18 protein-coding genes are annotated in these 20740 nt (G+C 70.5%); 9 read left to right on the forward strand and 9 right to left on the reverse strand.

From position 1 onward, the window contains the following. Nucleotides 1-82: 82 nt before the first annotated feature. On the reverse strand, nt 83-616 hold the full coding sequence (locus GB864_RS03440) for a helix-turn-helix domain-containing protein (RefSeq protein ID WP_160422955.1): 534 nt from the start codon (nt 614-616) through the stop codon (nt 83-85). 60 nt (nt 617-676) lie between these two features. On the opposite strand from GB864_RS03440, the gene GB864_RS03445 reads away from it, so the two are divergent. Beyond that, on the forward strand, nt 677-1921 hold the full coding sequence (locus GB864_RS03445) for a benzoate/H(+) symporter BenE family transporter (RefSeq protein WP_160422956.1): 1245 nt from the start codon (nt 677-679) through the stop codon (nt 1919-1921). Between the two features lie 16 nt (nt 1922-1937). Here the strand turns inward: GB864_RS03445 and GB864_RS03450 are convergent, their stop codons facing one another. The 3 genes from GB864_RS03450 to GB864_RS03460 all read right to left on the reverse strand — a co-directional run bounded on the left by GB864_RS03450 (nt 1938) and on the right by GB864_RS03460 (nt 4618). Then, nucleotides 1938-2378, reverse strand: a complete 441-nt coding sequence (locus GB864_RS03450) for a MarR family winged helix-turn-helix transcriptional regulator (protein WP_160422957.1) — start codon at nt 2376-2378, stop codon at nt 1938-1940. Nucleotides 2379-2442: 64 nt separating this feature from the next. Further along, nucleotides 2443-2877, reverse strand: coding sequence for a MarR family winged helix-turn-helix transcriptional regulator (locus GB864_RS03455; protein ID WP_160422958.1), 435 nt, complete (start codon nt 2875-2877; stop codon nt 2443-2445). Between the two features lies 1 nt (nt 2878). Then, complete coding sequence (locus tag GB864_RS03460; RefSeq protein WP_202106952.1) at nt 2879-4618, reverse strand: MDR family MFS transporter; 1740 nt, start codon at nt 4616-4618, stop codon at nt 2879-2881. A 359-nt stretch (nt 4619-4977) separates the two neighbouring features. On the opposite strand from GB864_RS03460, the gene rplJ reads away from it, so the two are divergent. Together rplJ and rplL are read left to right on the forward strand one after the other, a co-directional pair. After that, nucleotides 4978-5466, forward strand: a complete 489-nt coding sequence (gene rplJ, locus GB864_RS03465; RefSeq protein ID WP_160422959.1) for a 50S ribosomal protein L10 — start codon at nt 4978-4980, stop codon at nt 5464-5466. Between the two features lie 49 nt (nt 5467-5515). Next, nucleotides 5516-5896, forward strand: coding sequence for a 50S ribosomal protein L7/L12 (gene rplL, locus GB864_RS03470; RefSeq protein ID WP_160422960.1), 381 nt, complete (start codon nt 5516-5518; stop codon nt 5894-5896). A gap of 199 nt (nt 5897-6095) precedes the next feature. On the opposite strand, the gene GB864_RS03475 is transcribed toward rplL, so the two are convergent. The 5 genes from GB864_RS03475 to GB864_RS03495 all read right to left on the reverse strand — a co-directional run bounded on the left by GB864_RS03475 (nt 6096) and on the right by GB864_RS03495 (nt 12651). After that, entirely contained in the window at nt 6096-7268 is a 1173-nt protein-coding gene (locus tag GB864_RS03475; protein WP_160422961.1) for a Gfo/Idh/MocA family protein, read from the reverse strand. Beyond that, entirely contained in the window at nt 7265-9229 is a 1965-nt protein-coding gene (locus GB864_RS18905; RefSeq protein WP_160422962.1) for a DUF6807 family protein, read from the reverse strand. Before GB864_RS18905 ends, GB864_RS03475 begins: the two co-directional genes overlap by 4 nt. Nucleotides 9230-9416: 187 nt before the next feature. Next, nucleotides 9417-10736, reverse strand: coding sequence for an ABC transporter substrate-binding protein (locus GB864_RS03485; RefSeq protein WP_160422963.1), 1320 nt, complete (start codon nt 10734-10736; stop codon nt 9417-9419). Between the two features lie 63 nt (nt 10737-10799). After that, nucleotides 10800-11735, reverse strand: a complete 936-nt coding sequence (locus tag GB864_RS03490) for a carbohydrate ABC transporter permease (protein ID WP_160422964.1) — start codon at nt 11733-11735, stop codon at nt 10800-10802. Then, entirely contained in the window at nt 11722-12651 is a 930-nt protein-coding gene (locus GB864_RS03495; protein WP_160422965.1) for a carbohydrate ABC transporter permease, read from the reverse strand. Before GB864_RS03495 ends, GB864_RS03490 begins: the two co-directional genes overlap by 14 nt. A gap of 340 nt (nt 12652-12991) precedes the next feature. On the opposite strand from GB864_RS03495, the gene GB864_RS03500 reads away from it, so the two are divergent. The 6 genes from GB864_RS03500 (at nt 12992) to GB864_RS03525 (ending at nt 20697) form a co-directional block, all read left to right on the forward strand. Beyond that, complete coding sequence (locus GB864_RS03500) at nt 12992-13501, forward strand: MarR family winged helix-turn-helix transcriptional regulator (protein WP_160422966.1); 510 nt, start codon at nt 12992-12994, stop codon at nt 13499-13501. Nucleotides 13502-13581: 80 nt separating this feature from the next. After that, complete coding sequence (locus tag GB864_RS03505; RefSeq protein WP_336603862.1) at nt 13582-14796, forward strand: MFS transporter; 1215 nt, start codon at nt 13582-13584, stop codon at nt 14794-14796. A 199-nt stretch (nt 14797-14995) separates the two neighbouring features. Continuing rightward, complete coding sequence (locus GB864_RS03510; RefSeq protein ID WP_160422968.1) at nt 14996-16354, forward strand: ABC transporter substrate-binding protein; 1359 nt, start codon at nt 14996-14998, stop codon at nt 16352-16354. Between the two features lie 111 nt (nt 16355-16465). Continuing rightward, nucleotides 16466-17434: a carbohydrate ABC transporter permease gene (locus tag GB864_RS03515; RefSeq protein WP_160422969.1), complete on the forward strand. Its 969-nt coding sequence runs from the start codon at nt 16466-16468 to the stop codon at nt 17432-17434. Continuing rightward, nucleotides 17431-18420 (forward strand): carbohydrate ABC transporter permease, encoded by a 990-nt coding sequence (locus GB864_RS03520; protein WP_160422970.1) that lies wholly within the window; start codon nt 17431-17433, stop codon nt 18418-18420. The genes GB864_RS03515 and GB864_RS03520 overlap by 4 nt, the downstream gene beginning before the upstream one ends. A gap of 249 nt (nt 18421-18669) precedes the next feature. Next, nucleotides 18670-20697, forward strand: a complete 2028-nt coding sequence (locus GB864_RS03525; RefSeq protein ID WP_160422990.1) for an ABC transporter ATP-binding protein — start codon at nt 18670-18672, stop codon at nt 20695-20697. Nucleotides 20698-20740 lie beyond the last annotated feature (43 nt).

Raw genomic sequence — 20740 nt, forward strand, 5'->3', positions numbered from 1 at the left:
CGCACGACGGCGCGGGTCGGGGAGTTCGCTCCCCGGCCCGCGCCGTCGTCGTGCGGGTCGTGCGGCGGGATGCCCGTGGGGCTCAGGACGCCCGTGCGGGCGGCGTGCGGATGATCACGATCGCCTCGGCGGGGCCGTCGACCGCCCGGTAGACGTGCGGGGCGTCGCTCGTCCAGGCGTGGTGCTCGCCGGTGCCGAGCTCGACCGCCGCGCCGACCGGGCCGACGGCGAGCCGTCCGGCCGTCACGACGAGGTCCTCGCGCACGTCGTCGCCGTGGCGGGGGGAGTCGTGCCCGGCGCCCGCGGGGAACTCCAGGCGGAACACCTCGACGACGGTGCCGTCGGCGCCCTGCCGCACGTCGAGCTGGATGGCGCGGCCGCCGGCCGGGTCGTCGACGACGGTGCCGCTCGTGTCGCCGACGAGCGCGGTGATGGGGGCGCCGAGGGGCTCGCAGAGCGCGTAGAGGGTGTCGATCGTGGGATTGCGGAGGCCGCGTTCGAGCTCGCTCAGGGTGCCTTTGCCGATGCCGGCGCGGCGGGCGAGTTCGGAGAGCGAGAGTGCGCGCTCCACCCGCAGCCGCCGCAGGCGGGAGCCGACCTCCGGCCCTGCGTGCATCCGTCCTGCCCTTCCACTACTGTTCCGTGAACAGAACGTTCTACGAACGGAACGATTGCGATGAGCCTACGCGACCCCGCCGAACCGGCCGATGCCGGCACGCCGCGACGAGGTGCAGACGCGCCGAGCGCGCGCTCCGGCGGCCTCGCCGCGCCCGTGACCGCCGGCGTCGTCACCGCGCTCGTGGGCTTCACGAGCTCCTCGGCGGTGGTGCTCGCGGGGCTCGCGGCGGTCGGTGCCGACCACGCCGAGGCGGCATCCGGGCTCTTGGCGCTCACCGTCGCGACGGGGCTCGCGACCCTGCTGCTGTCGTGGCGCACCCGGATGCCCGTGACCGCCGCGTGGTCGACGCCGGGCGCCGCGCTCCTCGCCGCGAGCGGCATGCCCGAGGGCGGCTGGCCCGCCGCGGTCGGCGCGTTCATCGTGACCGGCCTCCTGCTCGTGCTCACCGGCCTCTGGGGACGGCTCGCCGACCTCATCGCCCGCATCCCGACCGCCATCGCGCAGGCGATGCTCGCCGGCGTCCTGCTCCCGCTCTGCCTCGCGCCGGTCACGGCGCTCTCGCTCTCGCCCTGGGCCGTCGTGCCGGTGCTCCTCGTCTGGCTCGTGCTCAGCCGTCTCGCACCGCGTTGGGCGGTGCCCGCGGCCTTCGCCGTCGCGGTCGTGGTGATCTCGATCGACCTCGGGGTGCGCGATGCGGCGCCGTCACCGGCGGACCTCGTGCCCGGGTTCGTGCTGACGGCGCCGGTGTTCGAGCCGGCGGCGCTCATCGGGCTCGCGCTCCCGCTCTACCTCGTGACGATGGCGTCGCAGAACCTGCCGGGCGCCGCGGTGCTCGCGAGCTTCGGCTACCGCGCGCCGTGGCGCAGCGCGATGCTCGTGACCGGCACGGGCACGATCGCCGGAGCGTTCGCGGGCGGTCACGCGATCAACCTCGCCGCGATCTCCGCGGCGCTCGCCGCCGGGCCGGACGCCGACCCGGACCCGACGCGGCGCTGGCGTGCGGGCGTCTCGGCCGGGGCCGCCTACCTCGTGCTCGCGGTCGCCTCCGCGGCGGTCACGGCGCTCGCCGTGCTCGCGCCCGCCGGGCTCATGGCCGCCGTCGCCGGGCTCGCCCTATTGCCCACCCTCGCCGGGGCGATCGGCACCGCGATGCAGGATGCAGCGGGCCGGCTCCCGGCCGTCGTCGCCTTCGTCGTCGCGGCGTCGGGCGCCGCGGTCGCGGGGATCGGCGCCGCGTTCTGGGCCCTCGTCGCGGGGCTCGTCGTGCACGCGGTGCTCCGGATCGGCCGTCGCCCGGCGTGAGCCGGTCGGCCCCGCGTCAGCGCAGTCGCGCGAGCAGTTCGGAGAACATCGCGAGCTCCTCGGGCGACCAGTGCCGGAGGCGTTCGCCGAGCGAGGCCTCGTAGCGCTCGCGCGCCGCACGCACGCGCTCGACCGCGAGCGGCGTCGCCGAGAGGATGCGAGCACGCCGGTCGGTCGGGTCGGGTCGCGATTCGACGAGGTCGAGCGACTCGAGCTGGCGGAGCTGCCGGCTCACGGCGGACTTGTCGGTGCGGAGCCGGTCGACGAGCTCGCCCGCGGTCGTCGCCTTGCCCGTCTCGATGTTGGTGAGCACCTGGTAGCCGAATGGCGCCAGATCGGGGTGCACGCTCGCGGCCGCGTCGCGCCAGCCGACGCGCACGCTCGCGAAGAGCGCGCCGAGGTCCTGGATGACGGTCGCGACGGCGGCGTCGACGTCGAGTCGGGCGTCGTCGGTCATGCCCGTCAGTGTACGACGACGGCCCGCCCGCGCCAGGGCGCGGACGGGCCGTCGGGAGTGCGGATCAGACCTCGGCGAGGCAGCCGAGCACGCGGGCGCACGTGACGAGCTCGTCGGGCGAGAACTCCTCGAGCGCCGAGCGCAGCCGCTCGTGGTGGAGGTCGCGGACCCGTCGCACCGACTCGACCCCGGCCGGGGTCGCGCTGAGCCGGCGGATGCGACCGTCGTGCTCGTCGATGCGGGACTCCGCCAGGCCGAACTCCTCGAGCCGGCCGACCTGGCGGCTCACGACCGACTTGTCCATCTCGAACAGCTCGGCGAGGAGGTGGGCGGTCGAGCCGCCCGTACGGACGAGGTGCGCGAGCAGCTTGTAGCCCGCGGGCTGCAGCTCGGGGTGCACCTGCGCCGCCGCCTCGCGCCAGAGCAGCTTCGCGCGCCCGAAGAGCACGTTCACGCTCGACTCGACCGCGTCGATCGCGTCCGCCGTCGCGGCCTGCATGTCAGCGCGTCCGCTCCGAGTCGTCCTCGGCGTCCGCGCGTTCGAGCACTGCCACCGAGCCGGTGGCCGTCGTCGGCTGCTCGCCCGAGGCGGGACGCAGCGCGGTGATCGAACCCGTCGCCGCGGCGCCGATCTCGGCCTCGGCGACCTCGATGACCGATTCCTCCGCCTGCTCGCGGAGCTCGTCGCCCGCCGACTTCGTCGAGAGCTTCTTGTTCGGCAGGAACGCGATGGCGATGAGGCCGAGCACGGCGAGCGGGATCGCGATGAGGAACACGTCGGCGATGCCGTGGCCGTACGCACCCTCGACGATCGCGCGGATCGTGTCGGGCAGCGACGAGACCGCCGGCACGTTGCCGCTCGCGAGGTGCTGCAGCGCATCGACCTCGCCCTGCGACGTCGGCTGGAACGTCGAGAGGTCGCCCTTCAGGTAGTCGGCGACCTGGGTGGCGAGCACCGAGCCCATGATGGTCACGCCGATCGTGCCGGCGATGGTGCGGAAGAAGTTCACGTTCGACGACGCGGCGCCCAGCTGGGTGGCGGGGGTGTCGTTCTGCACGATGAGGGTGAGGTTCTGCATCGTCATGCCGAGGCCCATGCCGAGCACGACCATGAAGACCGCGACGAGCCAGAACTCCGTGTCGTAGCGGATCGTCGACATGAGGCTCACGCCCGCGATGATGAGGACCGCGCCCGTGACCATCCAGCCCTTCCACTTGCCGAAACGGCTGACGAGCTGGCCGATGATGATCGACGCGCCCATCTGGCCGACGATCATCGGGATCGTCATGAGGCCCGACTCGGTCGGGGTCGCGCCGCGCGCGAGCTGGAAGTACTGGGCGAGGAACACCGAGGTGGCGAACATCGCGACGCCGACGCCGATCGAGGCGACGACCGAGAGGGTGAACGTGCGGTTCTTGAAGAGCGTCATCGGCACGATGGGCTCCTTGACGAAGAACTCGACGATCACGAAGGCGACGATCGCGACGCCGGAGGTGACGGCGAGCGCCCAGCTCGTGGTGGAGTCCCACTCGAACTGGCTGCCGCCCATCGACACCCAGATGAGCAGGAGCGAGACGCCGACGGCCATCAGCGCGATGCCGAAGTAGTCGATCGAGACCTTCGTGCCGCGCTGCGGCTTCGGCAGGTGCAGGGTGAACTGCAGCAGGATCAGGGCGACGATCGCGATCGGCACGCCGACGAAGAAGTTGGAGCGCCAGCCCCAGGCGTCGGTGAGGACGCCGCCGAGGAGCGGGCCGCCGATGGTGCCGAGCGCCATGATGCCGCCGACGACGCCCATGTACTTGCCGCGTTCGCGCGGCGAGATGATGAGCGCGACCGCGATCATGACGAGCGACATGAGGCCGCCGACGCCGAGGCCCTGGATGACGCGCACCGCGATGAGCATGTTGGTGTCGGTCGAGAAGCCGGCGATGACGGTGCCGACCGTGAAGAGGACGAGCGCGAGCTGGATGAGGATCTTGCGGTCGACGAGGTCGGCGAGCTTGCCCCAGATCGGCGTGGAGACGGCGGTCGCCAGCAGGCTCGCGGTGATGACCCAGGTGTACTGGGACTGCGTGCCGCCGAGGTCGGCGATGATGACGGGCATCGACGTCGACACGATGGTGCCGGAGATGACGGCGACGAACATCGCGACGACGAGGCCGGAGATGGCGGTGAAGACCTCCCGCGCCGAGCGCGTGGGCGCGGCGGCGGAGGCGGTGGGTGCTGGTGCGGTCAAGGCGTGTTCCCTACGGAGATAGTTGATCTTCGTCAATGATAAGTATTTGTTGCGATTTGTCAACTATGGACGCCGGTCAACTATTCCTGGCAGCATCCTGGGAACGATTTGGCCGACCGGGGGCCGTCCGCTATCGTGGTCTGAGCCGAAGACCGCTGGTCGTCGCGTCTTCCTTCGGGAAGGCCGATCGAAGTCTCGTGAGAACGAGGGCCCGCGCAGGTGTGAAGACCACTTCCCGGAAGCATCCGGGTGAAGCTCCGAGCGCTTGCGCCGGAGCTTTTTCGTTTTTCACCGCGAGTTCGCGTGGTCCAGGCCGTGCATCGCCGCCGCGATGCACGTTGAGTACACAAGGAGTGGCCATGGCGAACAAGGAAGCCTCGGTTGCCGAACTCACGAACCTGTTCGAGAGCTCGAGCGCCGTTCTGCTGACCGAATACCGCGGCCTGACGGTTGCCCAGCTGAAGACGCTGCGCAACAACATCCGTCAGGACGCGAACTACGCCGTGGTGAAGAACACGCTGACCAAGATCGCCGCGAACAACGCGGGGATCACGACGCTGGACGAGGACCTCAAGGGCCCGTCCGCCGTCGCCTTCGTGCACGGCGACTTCGTCGCCACCGCCAAGGCCGTTCGTGACTTCGCCAAGGCGAACCCCCTTCTCGTGATCAAGGGCGGCGTCTTCGAGGGCAAGTCCCTCAGCGCTGACGAGATCAACATGTACGCCTCGCTCGAGAGCCGTGAGGTTCTGCTGGCGAAGGCTGCGGGAATGATGAAGGCGACGATGGGCAAGGCTGCCGCCACCATCGACGCGCTTCGCGAAAAGCTGGAGACCGCCGAGGCCGCGTAAGCGCCCGGAGATCTCGTTACACAACCCCCATTTAGCTAGGAGATACATCATGGCGAAGCTCACCACCGAAGAGCTGCTCGAGCAGTTCGCTGGTCTCACGCTTGTCGAGCTCAGCGAGTTCGTGAAGGCGTTCGAGGAGAAGTTCGACGTCACCGCTGCCGCCCCCGTCGCCGTCGCCGGCGCCGGCGGTGCCGGTGCTGCCGAAGAGGTCGAGGAGAAGGACTCCTTCGACGTCGTCCTCGAGGCTGCCGGCGACAAGAAGATCCAGGTCATCAAGGTCGTCCGCGAGCTCACCTCGCTCGGCCTCGGCGAGGCCAAGGCCGTCGTCGACGGTGCTCCCAAGGCCGTCCTCGAGGGCGCCAACAAGGAGACCGCCGACAAGGCGAAGGAGGCCCTCGAGGCCGCCGGCGCCACCGTCACCCTCAAGTAATCCCGCGCTCCGCCAGACGGAGCACGCGGGTTGAGGGCGCGGACGCGCTCCAGCAACGCACGGAAGGGCGTCGCATCCGTCGGATGCGACGCCCTTTCCGCATTGTCCCGTTGGTCGAGTCGCGACGAAGGAGCGTATCGAGACCCCGCGAGTCGACCTGCGGGGTCTCGATACGCTTCGATACTCGACCGACGGCGGATTATTCGACCGACGCGGCGACGGACGCCGGGACCGCCCAGGGGGCGCCAAGCTCGGCGAAGGTGCGGCCCTCGGCGAGGACGCGGTCGCTCCAGCGCTCGACATCGGCGACGACGCGGTGGACGCCCTCGGGGCTCTCGCGGCGCTCGACGAACCCGTCCGGGATGCGATGGGGCGCCTCCGACGTGCGGACCGCCTCGAGCACCCGCATGAACCCGCCGGTCGCCGCCGCCGGTGCGACGAGCGAGGCGCCCGTGCCGAGGTGATCGAGCAGGTTCTCGAGCAGGCCGACGCGGGGATGGGCGCTCGTGTGCGGCAGGGCGCCGTCGTCGGCGAAGACCTGCACGACGTCGAGGGTGTACCAGAGGACGATCCGGCCGCGCGTCCCGGTCACGACGACGCACGGCTCGCTCCGACGCGGCGCCGTCAGGCTCAACGCACCGGCGAGCGGGGCCCGGTCCTGGAGTTCGACGACGAACGAGGACGTGTCGTCGGCCTCGATGTCGTTCGCCCGGTGGAGGTCGAGCCGCACCCGGCCGACGTCGTCGGAGCGGTCGGCCCCGGCCACCGCGAGCGCCGTCGCGACGGCGTGGGCGAGCGGGTTGGTGACCGCGCCGTCCGCGACGGGTCGGCCGCCGAGCGTCCGGTGCCCCGCCCACGGCGCGCGCGTCCAATAGGCCTCGGTGCGCAGCCACGTGCCGAGCGCGCCGTAGCGCACGACCTCGCCGATCGCGCCCTCGGCGACGAGCCGGCGCACCTCGGCGATCCCCGCCGAGCCGAGGCTCTGGAATCCCAACTGCACGGCCCGGCCCGTCGTCGCGCTCGCCGCGACGAGCTGTTCGAAGTCGGCGAACGTCGGCGTGGGCGGCTTCTCGAGCAGGACGTGGGAGCCGGCCTCCATCGCGGCGAGGCCGAGCGGGAGGTGCGTGTGGATGGGGGTGCACAGGACCACGACGTCGAGGTCGGCAGCGTCGATCATCGCCGCGGCGTCGTCGAAGACGGCCGTCGACACCGGCAGGACCGGTTCCCCGGGCCCTGACGCGGGCGGCCGCGGGTCGGCGACGGCTGCGAGCTCGGCCCGCCCCGCCGCGACCAGCCCGAGCGCCGTGCGCACATGGCTCGCGCCGTGGCCGTGGATGCCCGCGATGCCGACTCGGGGGAGACCGGCGGTCATCGGACGGCGCCCTGCGCGGCCGGAGTCTCCGTCGGTTCCGGCGGTTCGGGCAGCACCGGCAGGGAGGCCACCGGGATCGAGACCGGGCGGATGCGACGGCCGGACGCGAAGCGCAGGGCCAGTGCCGCGAGCTCGTCGGGATCGACCACCGCGCGATCGAGCAGGAGCGCGTCGAGGCCGAGCTCGACCGAGTCGCCCTCCGCGACGTGGAACGGCTCGTCCCAGGCGAGGGCCGGGCCGACCCCGAGGTACTCCGCGACCCGCGCGAACCACGGCCGCGGCCGCGGCCCGACCGGCTGCATGAGCAGCACCGTGGTCGCACGCGACGCATCCGTCACCGCGAGCCAGGGCGATCGCGAACCGTGGGCATTGTCCTCGCCCGCTCCGTCGGCCGTGACGACCGTCGCAGCCCAGTCGGGGAAGCGCCAGAACACGCCGCCGTAGCCCGCTCCGACGCGGCCCTTCGTCGCAGGCGAGCCGAACTCGAGCGCCCCGAAGTTGGCGGTGAGGAGACTGCGCCAGCCGAGCATCCAGGCTTCGTCGGCGCCGACCCGCACGACCTCGCCGGTCGTCTCGCGGTGCTCGCCGAGCTGCGCGGCGCCGTGCTCGTCGAGCCACGTCAGCCGCTCGCGGAGCAATCCGCCCTCGACCTCGACGCCGTCGCGCCGCTGCCGGCCGTGGTTCGCCAGCATTACCGAGCCCGTGCCGCGCACGTACGTGCGCCCGCCCCAGTGGCTCGTGCCGTTGACGTCGGGCAGGGCCACGCCGAGCCCGAGATGGTGCAGGTGGTCGGCGGGCAGGGTGTCGGTCGTGACCGTGCCGGCCAGGGTCGTGACGGGATGCAGGTACGGGCGCGGCGAGAGCACGGCGTCGACGTCGTCGCCGGACTCGATGCGGGCGACCACGCGGCCGCCGAGCCGCAACTGCGGGCGGCCCGGTGCCAGCCAGCCCGACGATTCGGGCGCCGGACCGGTGCTCGCGCGCACCTCGAGGATGCCGCGGAAGGAGAGCGGATGCGTCGCCGGAGTGCCGGCCATCGCATCCCGGAGCCGGCGCCAGGCCTGCGCACCGAGCTCGTCCCGCGGCACCGAGACCGTCGTCAGCGGCGGTGCCGCGAACCGGGCGAGGGGGACGTCGTCGATGCCGCCGACCGAGAGGTCGCCCGGGACGTCGACGCCGAGCTCGCGCAGCCGGGCGAGCAGGCCGAGGGCGAGCAGGTCGTTGAAGCAGACGACGCCCGTGGCGCCGGAGGCGAGCACCGCCTCCGCGGCGGCGAAGCCGTCCTCGACGCGGGAACCCCCGGGCAGCTCGACGAGATCGAGCTCGGGGCGCATCGCGCCGAGCGCGGCGAGCCCGCGGCGGCGCAGCTTGTCGGCGAACGACTGCGCCGGCCCTGCGAGGTAGGCCAGTCGCGTGTGGCCGAGATCGAGGAGGTGCTCGGCGATGAGCCGTGCGGCGTGCTCGTAGTCCACGGAGAGCTCCGCGGCCGGGTCGCGATCGACGCGGCGGTTCACGACGACGGCCGGGCCGCAGCGCGCGATGAGCTCGTCGAGGCGGTCGGCGCTCATGCGCGGCGACACGAGCACGAGGGCGTCGCAGCGGGAGCGGGCTTCGCGGGCGATCTCCGCCTCGTGCTCCACCCGCTCGCCCGTGTCGGCGATGAGCAGGCGGTAGCCGTCGCGGTCGGCCTCGCGGCTGAGGCCGGCGAGGACGCCCTGGAACATGGGGTTCGCGAGGTCGGGAACGACGAGCGCGATGGTGTTGCTGCGGCCTCGCACGAGATTGCGGGCCGTCTGGCTGGGGGAGTAGTCGAGTTTCTCGATCGCGTCGAGGACCTTCGCCGAGATCGCGGGATCGACCTTCTGGTTGCGGTTCAGCACGCGCGAGACGGATGCCTGCGAGACGCCGGCGTACTCGGCGACCTGGGCGATCGTGACCTGCCGGTGCGGCGGGTTCGGCACGAGGGACCTCCGTCGAGGGATCGGGTTGGGCGGGGGCTGGATGGGCGAAGATTGTGGGGACCGCCGGCCGAGGAGCGGAACGGGCTCCTCGGCCGGCGGCGTTTCGCTGCCGGGTGTCGGTCGGGGACCGACGGTGTCGATGGAGCGGAACGGGCTCCTCGGCCGGCGGCGTTCAGTGCCGGTCGGCTCAGACCGCGGCGTCGTCCAGCGCCGTCTGGAGCTCCTCGAGGAAGCTCGCGGCGGCCTCGTCCGGCGTCATCTCGCCGAACAGCACGGCAGTGGTGTGCTGGTCGATGATCGTCTCGATCACGCCGCCGCCCGGGGGCGTGGCGGGCGGGGCGTCGCCGACCGAGAGGCTGTCGAGGAACTCGACGACCGTCTGGTTCACCTCGTCGAGCTTCGGCGTGATGTACTCGCGGATCTTCTCGTTGGCGGGAACGCCGCGCTCGGCGAGGAGCAGGTCGGCCGCATCCTCGCTGTTGGCGAGGTAGTCGAGGAACGTCGCGACCTCGGCCGGGTGCTCGGTCTTCGCGGAGGAGGACCAGAACATGGACGGCTTGTAGTACGCGGAGTCGTCGGTCGTGCCGGGCACGCGCAGGGCGACGAGGTCCTGGCCGCTCGCGTCGCGGAGCGCCTGCACCTGGTTCGACCACCACGGGCCGAAGGCCGACGCGTTGGTCGCGGTGAAGGACTCGGCGAGACCGCCGGACTCGCGCTCGACCGTCGCGGCCGGGTCGGGCGTGGCGCCGCCCTCGGTGGCCTCGAGGAGGAACTCCCACCAGCCGGCGAGGTCCTCTTCGGTCGCGGCGATGCCGCCGTCGGTCGTGTACAGCGCGCTGCCGTTCTGGCGGAGCCAGTTGTTCAGGCCGCCGTCCTCGAAGCCCCACGACTGGGTGCCGATGGTCGCGCCGCCGCTCGCGGAGGCGACCTCCTCGGAGACGTCCACGAAGTCGTCCCACGTCCACGACTCGTCGTCGGGCAGGTCGATGCCGTACTGGTCGAGGATCGTCTGGTTGGCGATGATCGTGTACGAGTTCACGCCGACGGGGATGCCGTACTGCGTGCCGTCGAGGGCGCCGGTGCCGAGGGTGGCGGCCGGGAAGTCCTCGGTCGAGAGGATCGACGAGTAGGCGCCGAGGTCGGCGAGCACGCCGTTGGCGGCATAGGTCGAGAGCTGCTTCTCGTCCATCTGGATGATGTCGGGGATCTCGCCGGCGGCGACCGAGGTGTTGAGCTTGTCCCAGTAGCCGGCCCAGTCGGTGTACTGCGGCTCGATGGTGATGTTCGGGTGCTCGTCCTCGAAGGCCGCGATGATCTCCTCGGTCGCGGCGTGGCGGGTGTCATTGCCCCACCAGGTGAACGAGAGGGTCACGGGCTCGTCGGAGAGCTCGAGCTGCTCCGCCTCGGGAGCGGCCGCGGGGGAGCCGGCGCAGGACGTGAGCGCGAGCATCGTCGCTGCGCTCAGACCGACGAGGACGCCGACACGGCGTCGTGTGTTGCCTCGCATGGTGCATTCCTTCCTAGTGCTGTTGGGTGGTGCAGTGGTGGCGACGCGTCCGGGGCCGGCGCGTCACTTGATCCCCGTCGTGGCGATGCCCTTGATGAGGTACTTCTGCCCGAAGAGGAAGATGAGGAAGATCGGGAGGAGGGCGACGACGCTCATGGCGAACAGCTGCCCGAAATCGGTGGAGCTCTGCGAGTCCTGGAAGGCGTTGAGCGCCAGCGGCACGGTGTAGAGGCTGGGCTTCGTCAGGAAGATGAGCTGGCTGAAGAAGTCGTTCCAGGTCCAGATGAAGGTGAAGATCGTCGTCGTGGCGAGGGCCGGGACCATGAGCGGCAGGATGATCTGCGCGAAGATCCGGGGGTGGCCGGCGCCGTCGATGCGCGCCGCCTCGTCGAGCTCGCGCGGGATTCCGCGGATGAACTGCACCATCAGGAAGATGAAGAAGGCGTCGGTCGCCAGCAGCTTCGGCACGATGAGCGGCAGGAACGTGTTCACCCAGCCGAGCTGGCTGAACAGGATGTACTGCGGCACGATCACGACGTGGATCGGCAGCATGATCGTGACGAGCATGATGGCGAACCACCACTTCTTGCCGGCGAACTCGAGCCGGGCGAACGCGTAGGCCGCGAGCGAGCACGAGACGAGGTTGCCGATGATCGAGCCGATGACGACGATCGCCGAGTTCAGCAGGTAGACGTTGAACGGGTAGCTCAACGCGTTCCAGCCGTCGGTGTAGTTCGACACCTCGAAGCTGTCCAGGATGATGCCGGGCTCGCGGAAGATCAGCTCGTTGGGCCGCAGGGAGCTCACGACCATCCAGATCACCGGGTAGAGCATGAGCGCGGCGGCCGCGATGAGCAGCACGTGGCGCAGGATGCTCGTGAAGGGCTTGCGCATCGCCGCGCGGCGGCGCCGGCGATCGCGGATGTCCTCGATCGGTTCGCCCGTCACCACCCACTCGGTGACGGGTGCGGGCTCGGTGGGAAGGTCAGTCCTGGTCATCGTAGAAAACCCAATACTTCGAGGCCCAGAAGTTCAGGGCGGTGAATGCGCCGATGATCACGAGGAGCAGCCAGGCCATCGCCGAGGCGTAGCCCATGTCGAGGCTCGTGAAGCCGCGCTGGTACAGGTAGAGCGTGTAGAAGAGCGTCGAGTCGACCGGTCCGCCGGTGCCGCCGGAGACGACGAAGGCCTGCGTGAACGACTGGAAGGCGCCGATGATCTGGAGGATCAGGTTGAAGAAGATGATCGGCGTCAGCATCGGCATCGTGATGCGCCAGAACTGCTGCCAGCGGCTCGCGCCGTCGACCGAGGCCGCCTCGTAGTACATCGTCGGGATCTGACGGAGGCCGGCGAGGAAGATCACCATCGGGGAGCCGAAGGTCCAGACGTTCAGGATCATGAGGGTGCCGAGCGCGGTGTCGGGGCTCGAGATCCAGCCCTGGCCCTCGATGCCGAACCAGGCGAGCACCTGGTTGACGAGCCCGTCGTAGCCGAAGAGCTGGCGCCAGAGCACGGCGATGGCGACGCTCGCGCCGAGCAGCGAGGGCAGGTAGAACACCGAGCGGTAGATCGCGAGGCCGCGAAGGCCCCGGTCGAGGACGACCGCGAGCAGGAGTGCGAGTGCGAGCTGCAGCGGCACCGAGATGAAGACGTACTGGAACGTCACGAGGAGGGAGTGGTGCAGCCGCTCGTCCTCGATCATCCGCTCGATGTTCGTGAGGCCGGTGAACTTCGGCGGGCTGAGGAGGTTGTACTTCGTGAACGAGAGGTACAGGGACGAGATCATCGGGCCGATGGTGATGACCGCGAGCCCGAGGAACCACGGCAGGAGGAAGAGGTACGCGGCCTTGTTCTGCCGTCGCCCCTTGGGAGCGCTCCCGCCTTTGAGGGTTCGCAGTTCGCCGAGAGCACTCATGCGAGCCTCCTCGGGCGGCCGCTGCGGGCCGGTCGGTTGAAGGTCGTGTCGGGCACGCGGACTCCAGTCATCGTCGTTGATCACTTTCCGAGAAAGCGCTATCTCGGATGCTGGGGACGTTTCTACCCGAGTCCCCCGGGGTCTGGCAAGCCCTTTCCCGAATTCATTCCGAGAATTCCGTCGGGATCCGTGAAAGGGGTTTCTCGGGATGCATGCGGCGTCGCCGTGCGCGGCGCGTCATCGAGGCGGCTCGGGCGCGGTGGCCGGCCGTCGTCGGCCCGACTGTTCGCGTTCCCGAACCGTATCGCCAATCTATATAGATTGGCTATATGATGTCGGGATGGACGATCAGAAGCCGACGGACGCGAACGGCGCCCGCATCCTGCACCCGGATCGCGATCTCGCCACCGTCATCGGCGACCTCGTCGCGGTCTCCAGCCGCCTCGCGCGCCTGGCCGCGAGCGAGACCGGCAACGCCGAATCCCCCGCGGTCTGGCGCACGCTCGCCGTGCTGCGCGACCTCGGCCCGCTGCGTCTCGGCGAGCTCGCGCGTGCGAGCCGCGTGGCCCAGCCGACCATGACCAAGCTCGTGCACGCGCTCGACGAGCGCGGTTGGGTGCGCCGGCTCGTCGACGCGGCCGACGGCCGCGCGTGGAAGATCTCGCTCGACCCGTCCGGCCTCGCCGCGCTCGACGCGTGGCGCGCCGAGCTCGGCGAGGCCCTCGCCCCCTGGTTCGCCGGCCTCTCGCCCGACGACGTCGACACCCTCATCGACGCCTCGCGCATCGTGCACGAGCGCCTCGACCTCCAGCCCGCCCGCGGAGCCGTCCGGCCCGGGGGCGTCGCGTGAGCGCCGCCACGTCGAGCCTCCCCGTACTCGAGACCGCACCGGGCGCACCGGCGGCCACGACCGCGCCGGCGAAACCGAGCATCCTGCACCAGCCGAAGGCGGTCTGGGCCGTCGCGTTCGCCGCCGTCGTGTCGTTCATGGGCATCGGGCTCGTCGACCCGATCCTGCCCGCGATCGCCCGCGACCTCGAGGCGAGCCCCGCGCAGACGCAGCTGCTCTTCACGAGCTACCTGGCCGTGACCGGCCTCGCGATGTTCTTCACCAGTTGGGTGTCGACCCGCATCGGGGCGAAGCGCACGCTGCTCATCGGCCTCGCCGTCATCGTGGTCTTCGCCGCGCTCGCCGGGTTCTCGGGCAGCGTCGACGGCGTCATCGGCTTCCGCGCCGGCTGGGGCCTCGGCAACGCCCTCTTCATCTCCACGGCGCTCGCGACCATCGTGGGTGCGGCCTCCGGCGGCGCGGCGCAGGCGATCATCCTCTACGAGGCGGCGCTCGGCCTCGGCATCGCGATCGGGCCGCTGCTCGGCGGTGCGCTCGGCTCCCTGTCGTGGCGCGCGCCGTTCTTCGGCACCGCGGTGCTCATGGCGGTGGGCTTCATCGCGATCATGACGATGCTGCGCACCGACGCCGCGCGGCCCGCGCCGACCCGCCTCTCGGCGCCGTTCCGCGCGCTCGCGAAGCCGGGCCTCGGCGTCATGGCGACCGCGGCGTTCTGCTACAACATCGGCTTCTTCGTGCTGCTGGCCTACACACCGTTCGCGCTCGAGGCGATCGGCATGGGCTCGGCGGTCTCGCTCGGCCTGATCTTCTTCGGCTGGGGGCTCGCGGTCGCGGTCACGTCCGTCTGGGCCGCCCCGTGGCTCACGGCGCGCCTGCGCCGCACCGTCGTGCTGCGCATCGTGCTCCCGCTGCTCGCGCTCGACCTCGTCGCCGCGGCGCTCCTGGTGCACTCCCTCGTCGGGCTCATCGTCTGCGTCATCGTCGGCGGGCTCTTCCTCGGCGTCCTCAACACGGTGCTCACGGAGTGCTCGATGGAGGCCGCCGACGTGCCGCGCCCCGTGGCATCCTCGGCCTATTCGGGCGTGCGCTTCCTCGGCGGCGCCATCGCCCCGCCCGTGGCGACGCTCATCGCCGGCGCCTTCGGCGGCGAGTGGGCCTTCGTGTTCGGCGCAGCCGCCGTGCTCGCCGCGACGCTCGTCATCGTGCTCGGCCGACGCGCCCTCGTGAGGGCCGACGCCGGGGAGGAGCACGCCCCCGAGGTCGCGCAGGCGATCGCGTTCGGCGACGCCGCCTGAACCACCGCCGCGCGCCCGCATCCGATCGCCGGATGCGGGCGTGCGGCGCGTCCGGACGCCGTGAGAGCGCGTTCACCCGTGGCCCGATCGTGACCCGGCGGTCCTTGCCCCCCGGCATAGCCCGGGCATAGCGTGGAGCGCGGAACGGTTCGGGGGGACTGCGATCCACCTATGAACTCGATGAAGAGGGAGAGAGGTTATGCGCACATTCCAGCGACGCGGCGCTTGGGCAGCCGTGGCGGGAGCCGCGGTCATCGGCCTGGCGCTCACTGGCTGCACGGGCGATGCGGCGGAACAGGACGCCGCCGACGTCGACTGCGGCGACTACGAGGACTACGGCACGTTCGACGGCGCCGAAGTCACCATCTCCGGCACGATCCTGGACCTCGAGGCCGACCGCCTGGTCGAGTCGTGGTCCGACTTCCAGACCTGCACGGGGATCTCGATCGAATACCAGGGCTCGAGCGAGTTCGAGGCGCAGATCGCCGTGCTCGCCGAGGGCGGCAACGCGCCCGACATCGGCATCGTGCCGCAGCCGGGCCTGTTGAACCGACTCGTCGCGGGCGGCTGGGCGATCCCGGCATCCGAACCCGTCGTCGCGAACATCGACGAGTTCTGGGATCCCATCTGGAAGGAGTACGCGACCGTCGACGGCACGACGTACGCCGCTCCGCTGATGGCGAGCATCAAGGGCTACGTCTGGTACTCGCCGACGGAGTTCGAGGAGGCGGGCTACGAGATCCCGACGACCCTCGACGAGCTGAGCGACCTGTCCGCGACGATCGCCGCCGACAGCGGCCACAAGCCGTGGTGCGTCGGACTCGAATCCGGTGAGGCGACGGGCTGGCCCGGCACCGACTGGATCGAGGACTACATGCTCCGTCTCCACGGTCCCGAGGTCTACGACCAGTGGGTAACGCACGAGATCCCGTTCAACGACCCGATGGTCGCCGAGGCGTTCGACGCCGTCGGCGAGTACCTCAAGAACGAGGACATGGTCAACGGCGGCATCGGCGACGTCTCCACGCAGATCAGCGAGGCCTTCCAGACGGCCGGCCTGCCGATCCTCGACGGCGAATGCTCGCTGCACCACCAGGCCTCGTTCTACGAGACCTTCTGGAACCCGGACGGCGGCGACGAGAACACGGTGGCGTCCGACGGTTCGGTGTTCGGCTTCCTGCTCCCGCCGGTCGACGCCGACAGCGGCATGGCCGTCACGGGCGGCGGCGAGTTCCCGGTCGCGTTCCGCGACGCCGAGGAGGTCGAGGCGGTGCGCGCGTACCTCTCGAGCGACACCTGGGCGAACAACCGCGTCAGCCTCGGCGGCGTGATCAGCGCCAACAAGGGCGTCGACCCGGAGAACGCGTCGAGCGAGCTGCTCGTCCAGTCCATCGAGATCCTCCAGGATCCCGAGACGACGTTCCGCTTCGACGGTTCCGACCTGATGCCGGGCGCCGTCGGCGCCGACTCCTTCTGGAAGGGCATCGTCTCCTGGGTCGGCGGCGAGGACACGCAGACCGTCCTCGACACCATCGAGGCGACCTGGCCCAGCAGCTGAACATCGGGGCGCCTCTGGCACTGATCGCATCGGCAGAGGCATGATCGAGGGGCGGGGCGCGAGCTCCGCCCCTCGGCAACCCCCAGTCTCGACGACGAACCGGGAGGCACGATGACGACGAACGACCTGCTCGGGAAGATCCTGCTGCTCTTCATCGGCCTCGCGGTGTTCGCCGCCGTGGTCGGGCTGCTGATCTTCTTCATCGACAAGGCGCCCAAGCGCGGCCGCGACTACTGGCAGCTGGCCGGGTTCCTGCTGCCGGCCCTCATCCTGATCGCGATCGGCCTGGTCTACCCCGCGATCCGCACGTTCATCCTGTCGTTCCAGACGAACGACGGCGCGTTCACCTTCGACAACTTCGTGTGGGCGTTCACGCAGCCGGCCGCGATCCGCACGCTGATCAACACCCTCGTGTGGGTGCTGCTCGTGCCGACGCTCGCGACGGCGATCGGCCTCGCCTACGCGGTCTTCATCGACCGCTCCCGCGGGGAGAAGTACTACAAGTCGTTGCTGTTCATGCCGATGGCGATCTCGTTCGTCGGCGCGGGCATCATCTGGCGCTTCGTCTACGAGTACCGCTCGCCGGGGCGCGACCAGATCGGCCTCCTCAACGCGATCGTCGTGGCGTTCGGCGGCGAGCCCGTGCAGTGGCTCCAGTCCGACCCGATCAACACGATCCTGCTCATCGTCGTGATGATCTGGATCCAGACCGGTTTCGCGATGGTCGTGCTGAGCGCCGCCATCAAGGGCATCCCGACCGAGCAGCTCGAGGCCGCAGAGCTCGACGGCACGAGCGCCTGGCAGCGTTTCACGAACGTCACGCTCCCCGGCATCCGGCCCTCGCTCGTGGTGGTGCTCACGACGATCTCGATCGCGACGCTGAAGGTCTTCGACATCGTCCGCACGATGACCGGCGGAAACTTCAACACGAGCGTCGTCGCCAACGAGATGTACACCCAGGCGTTCCGGGCGAGCGAGGTGGGGCGCGGTTCGGCGCTCGCCATCATCCTGCTCATCTTCGTGCTGCCGATCGTCGTCTACAACGTCAGAGTGCTGCGCCGGCAGAGGGAGATCCGATGAGCATCGCACCCGCGGACCTGCCCGCACCGAAGGAGGTCGGCGGCGACGACGTCGTCACGGCCATGACGCTCGGCGAGACGAAGACCGGTCGGGTCAAGAAGCGCCTGACGTCGCGCACCGCGACGATCGCCTCGCTCATCATCGCCGTCCTCTGGACGATCCCGACGTTCGGCCTGTTCATCTCGTCGTTCCGGCCGGCGGAGCTCATTCGCGAGACCGGGTGGTGGACGGTCTTCTCGAACTGGGGTTGGACGCTCGACAACTACAACGAGGTGCTCTTCTCGGCGTCGCAGTCGTCGCCGCAGCTGGGCTCCTACATCGTCAACTCGATCGCGATCTCGATCCTCGGCGTGCTCATCCCGCTCGTCTTCGCGTCGATGGCGGCGTACGCCTTCGCGTGGATCAAGTTCAAGTGGTCGAACGCGCTGTTCATCTTCATCTTCGCGCTCCAGATCGTGCCGATCCAGGTGGCCCTCGTGCCGCTGCTGCAGTTCTTCAGCACGTTCCTGCGGCCCTCGATGGAGTGGCTGCACGACGTCATCCCGATCATCCCGACGCAGAACTACGTGCCGCTGTGGATCGCCCACACGATGTTCGGCCTGCCGCTCGCGATCTTCCTGCTGCACAACTTCATCGCGGACATCCCGGCGGACGTCATCGAGGCGGCCCGCGTCGACGGCGCGACCCACGGCCAGATCTTCTTCCGCATCGTGCTCCCGCTCGCCGTGCCGGCGATCGCGTCGTTCGCGATCTTCCAGTTCCTGTGGGTCTGGAACGACCTGCTCGTCGCGCTGATCTTCTCGGGCGGCACGCAGGACGCCGCGCCGCTCACCCAACGATTGGCGGAGATGGTCGGGTCGAGAGGTCAGGACTGGCAACGCCTGACGGCGGGCGCGTTCGTGTCGCTCGTCATCCCGCTCATCGTGTTCTTCAGTCTGCAGCGGTACTTCGTACGAGGGCTGCTCGCCGGATCTACGAAGGGGTAGCCGGCGGGTCAGGGGGAGGCACTACCGAGGCGGGAAGGCCGGGCGTGGGGGCGCCCGGCCTTCTCTCCTCCGAGTGTGCGGGGGAGCGCGGCGGATTCCACCGAGCGCGGGACGAGCGGATTCGTTGCGCGCCGGACCCGGGACGACCGGCTCCCGCACCGGCTCGACACGCCGTTCGCGCTCGGCGGATCGGGACATCCGGCCTGCTGCGGGGCCGTCGCCGGGCGGGCTTAGGGTGGGCCCATGAGCATGGGCGGAGGGCCGGGTGGCCGCGCGGCCAGGTCGGCCGGCATGCCGGGCGGGCTCGGCGGGCGCGGCGTGAAACCCGTCGACGAGGATGCCGCCCGCGCGCAGATCTCGGCGGCGCCGAGCATCCCGCACCTGCTGCGCCGCATCGGCGGCCTCTTCCGGCCGCACCGCGCGGCGCTCGTCACGGTCGTCGTGCTCGTGCTCATCGGCGCCACGCTCAGCATCATCCCGCCGCTGCTCACGCAGCGCGCCTTCGACGACGGCCTCTTCGCCCCGACGGGGCCGAACCTGCCGCTGCTCGGCGGGCTCGTGGGCCTCATGGTGCTCGTCTACGTCGTCTCGGCGCTGCTCGGCGTCTGGCAGACGTGGCTCACGGCGACGATCGGCAACGAGGTCATGGGCGCCCTGCGGGTGCGGCTCTTCACCCACCTCCAGGCGATGGAGCTCTCGTTCTTCACCCGCACGAAGACGGGCGTCATCCAGTCGCGCCTGCAGAACGACGTCGGCGGCGTCGCCAACGTGCTGACCAACACGGTCTCGAGCGTGCTCGGCAACACCGTCACGGTCATCTCGGCGCTCATCGCGATGCTGCTGCTCAACTGGCAGCTCACCCTCATCGCCGTCGCGCTCATGCCGTTCATGGTGATCGCGCAGCGCCGCGTCGGCCGTGTGCGGGCCCGCATCGCCGGACAGACGCAGGAGTCGCTCTCGGAGATGACCGCGATCACCCAGGAGACGCTGTCGGTCTCGGGCATCCTGCTCGGCAAGTCGTTCAGCCGGCAGTCGAGCGAGATCGATCGCTACGCCGACGCGAACCGCACGCAGATCGGCCTGCAGGTGCGCCAGCAGATGACCGGCCAGTGGTTCTTCGCGATGGTGAACATCTTCCTGTCCTCGATCCCGGCGATCGTGTACCTCGTCTCGGGATTCCTGCTCGGCGGCGGCTCGACCGACATCACGGCGGGCACGATCGTCGCCTTCACGACCGTGCAGTCGCGGCTCCTCTTCCCGCTCATGGGCCTCATGCGGGTCGCCCTCGACCTGCAGACCTCCGGCGCTCTGTTCGCCCGTATCTTCGAGTACCTCGACCTCGTGCCCGCGATCACCGACCCGGCCGAGCCGAAGCCCGTGCCCGCCGGCGCCGCGCTCGGGCGGCTCGAGTTCGACGGGGTCTCGTTCCGCTATCCGGATGCCCGTGCCGACGAGCATCCGACGCTCGAACAGGTCTCGTTCACCATCGAACCGGGCGAGTTCGCGGCGTTCGTCGGACCGTCGGGCGCGGGCAAGACGACCGTGTCCTACCTGATCCCGCGGCTCTACGAGGCATCCGAGGGATCGGTGCGGTTCGCGGGGGTCGACGTGCGCGACCTCGCGCAGGCGAGCCTCATCGACCGCATCGGCATCGTCAGCCAGGAGACCTACCTCTTCCACGCGACGATCGCCGAGAACCTGCGCTACGCGAAGCCCGACGCGAGCGATGAGGAACTCGAGGCGGCCGCGCGCGCCGCGAACATCCACGACACGATCGCCTCCTTCCCCGACGGCTACGAGACGGTCGTGGGGGAGCGCGGGTACCGGCTCTCCGGCGGCGAGAAGCAGCGCATCGCGATCGCCCGGGTGCTGCTGAAGGATCCGCCCGTGGTCGTGCTCGACGAGGCGACGAGCGCCCTCGACACGATCTCCGAGCGCGTCGTGCAGCACGCGCTGGATGACGCGACCCGCGGCCGCACGACCGTGGCGATCGCGCACCGGCTCACGACGATCGTCGGGGCCGACGTCATCTTCGTCGTCGTCGCCGGCCGCATCGTCGAGCGCGGCACGCACCCCGAGCTGCTCGCGACGGGCGGCGTCTACGCGTCGCTCTTCCACGAGCAGCAGACCGCCGCGATCGCACCGGCGCCGGATGCTCCGGAGGAGGGCCCCGGGTCGAGCGACGCGCCCGCGGCGCCGGCGCCGGCGCCCGAGCCGACCGGACCGATCCGCACGTTCTCGCCGGACCTCGACGAGCCGGCGCCTCCGGTCGAGTAGCGCTCCGTTCGTCCGGTGGTCGAGTAGCGAGCGGAGCGATCGT

Origin of the sequence: Agromyces seonyuensis, from assembly GCF_009789225.1 — a bacterium.
Taxonomy (GTDB): Bacteria; Actinomycetota; Actinomycetes; order Actinomycetales; family Microbacteriaceae; genus Agromyces; species Agromyces seonyuensis.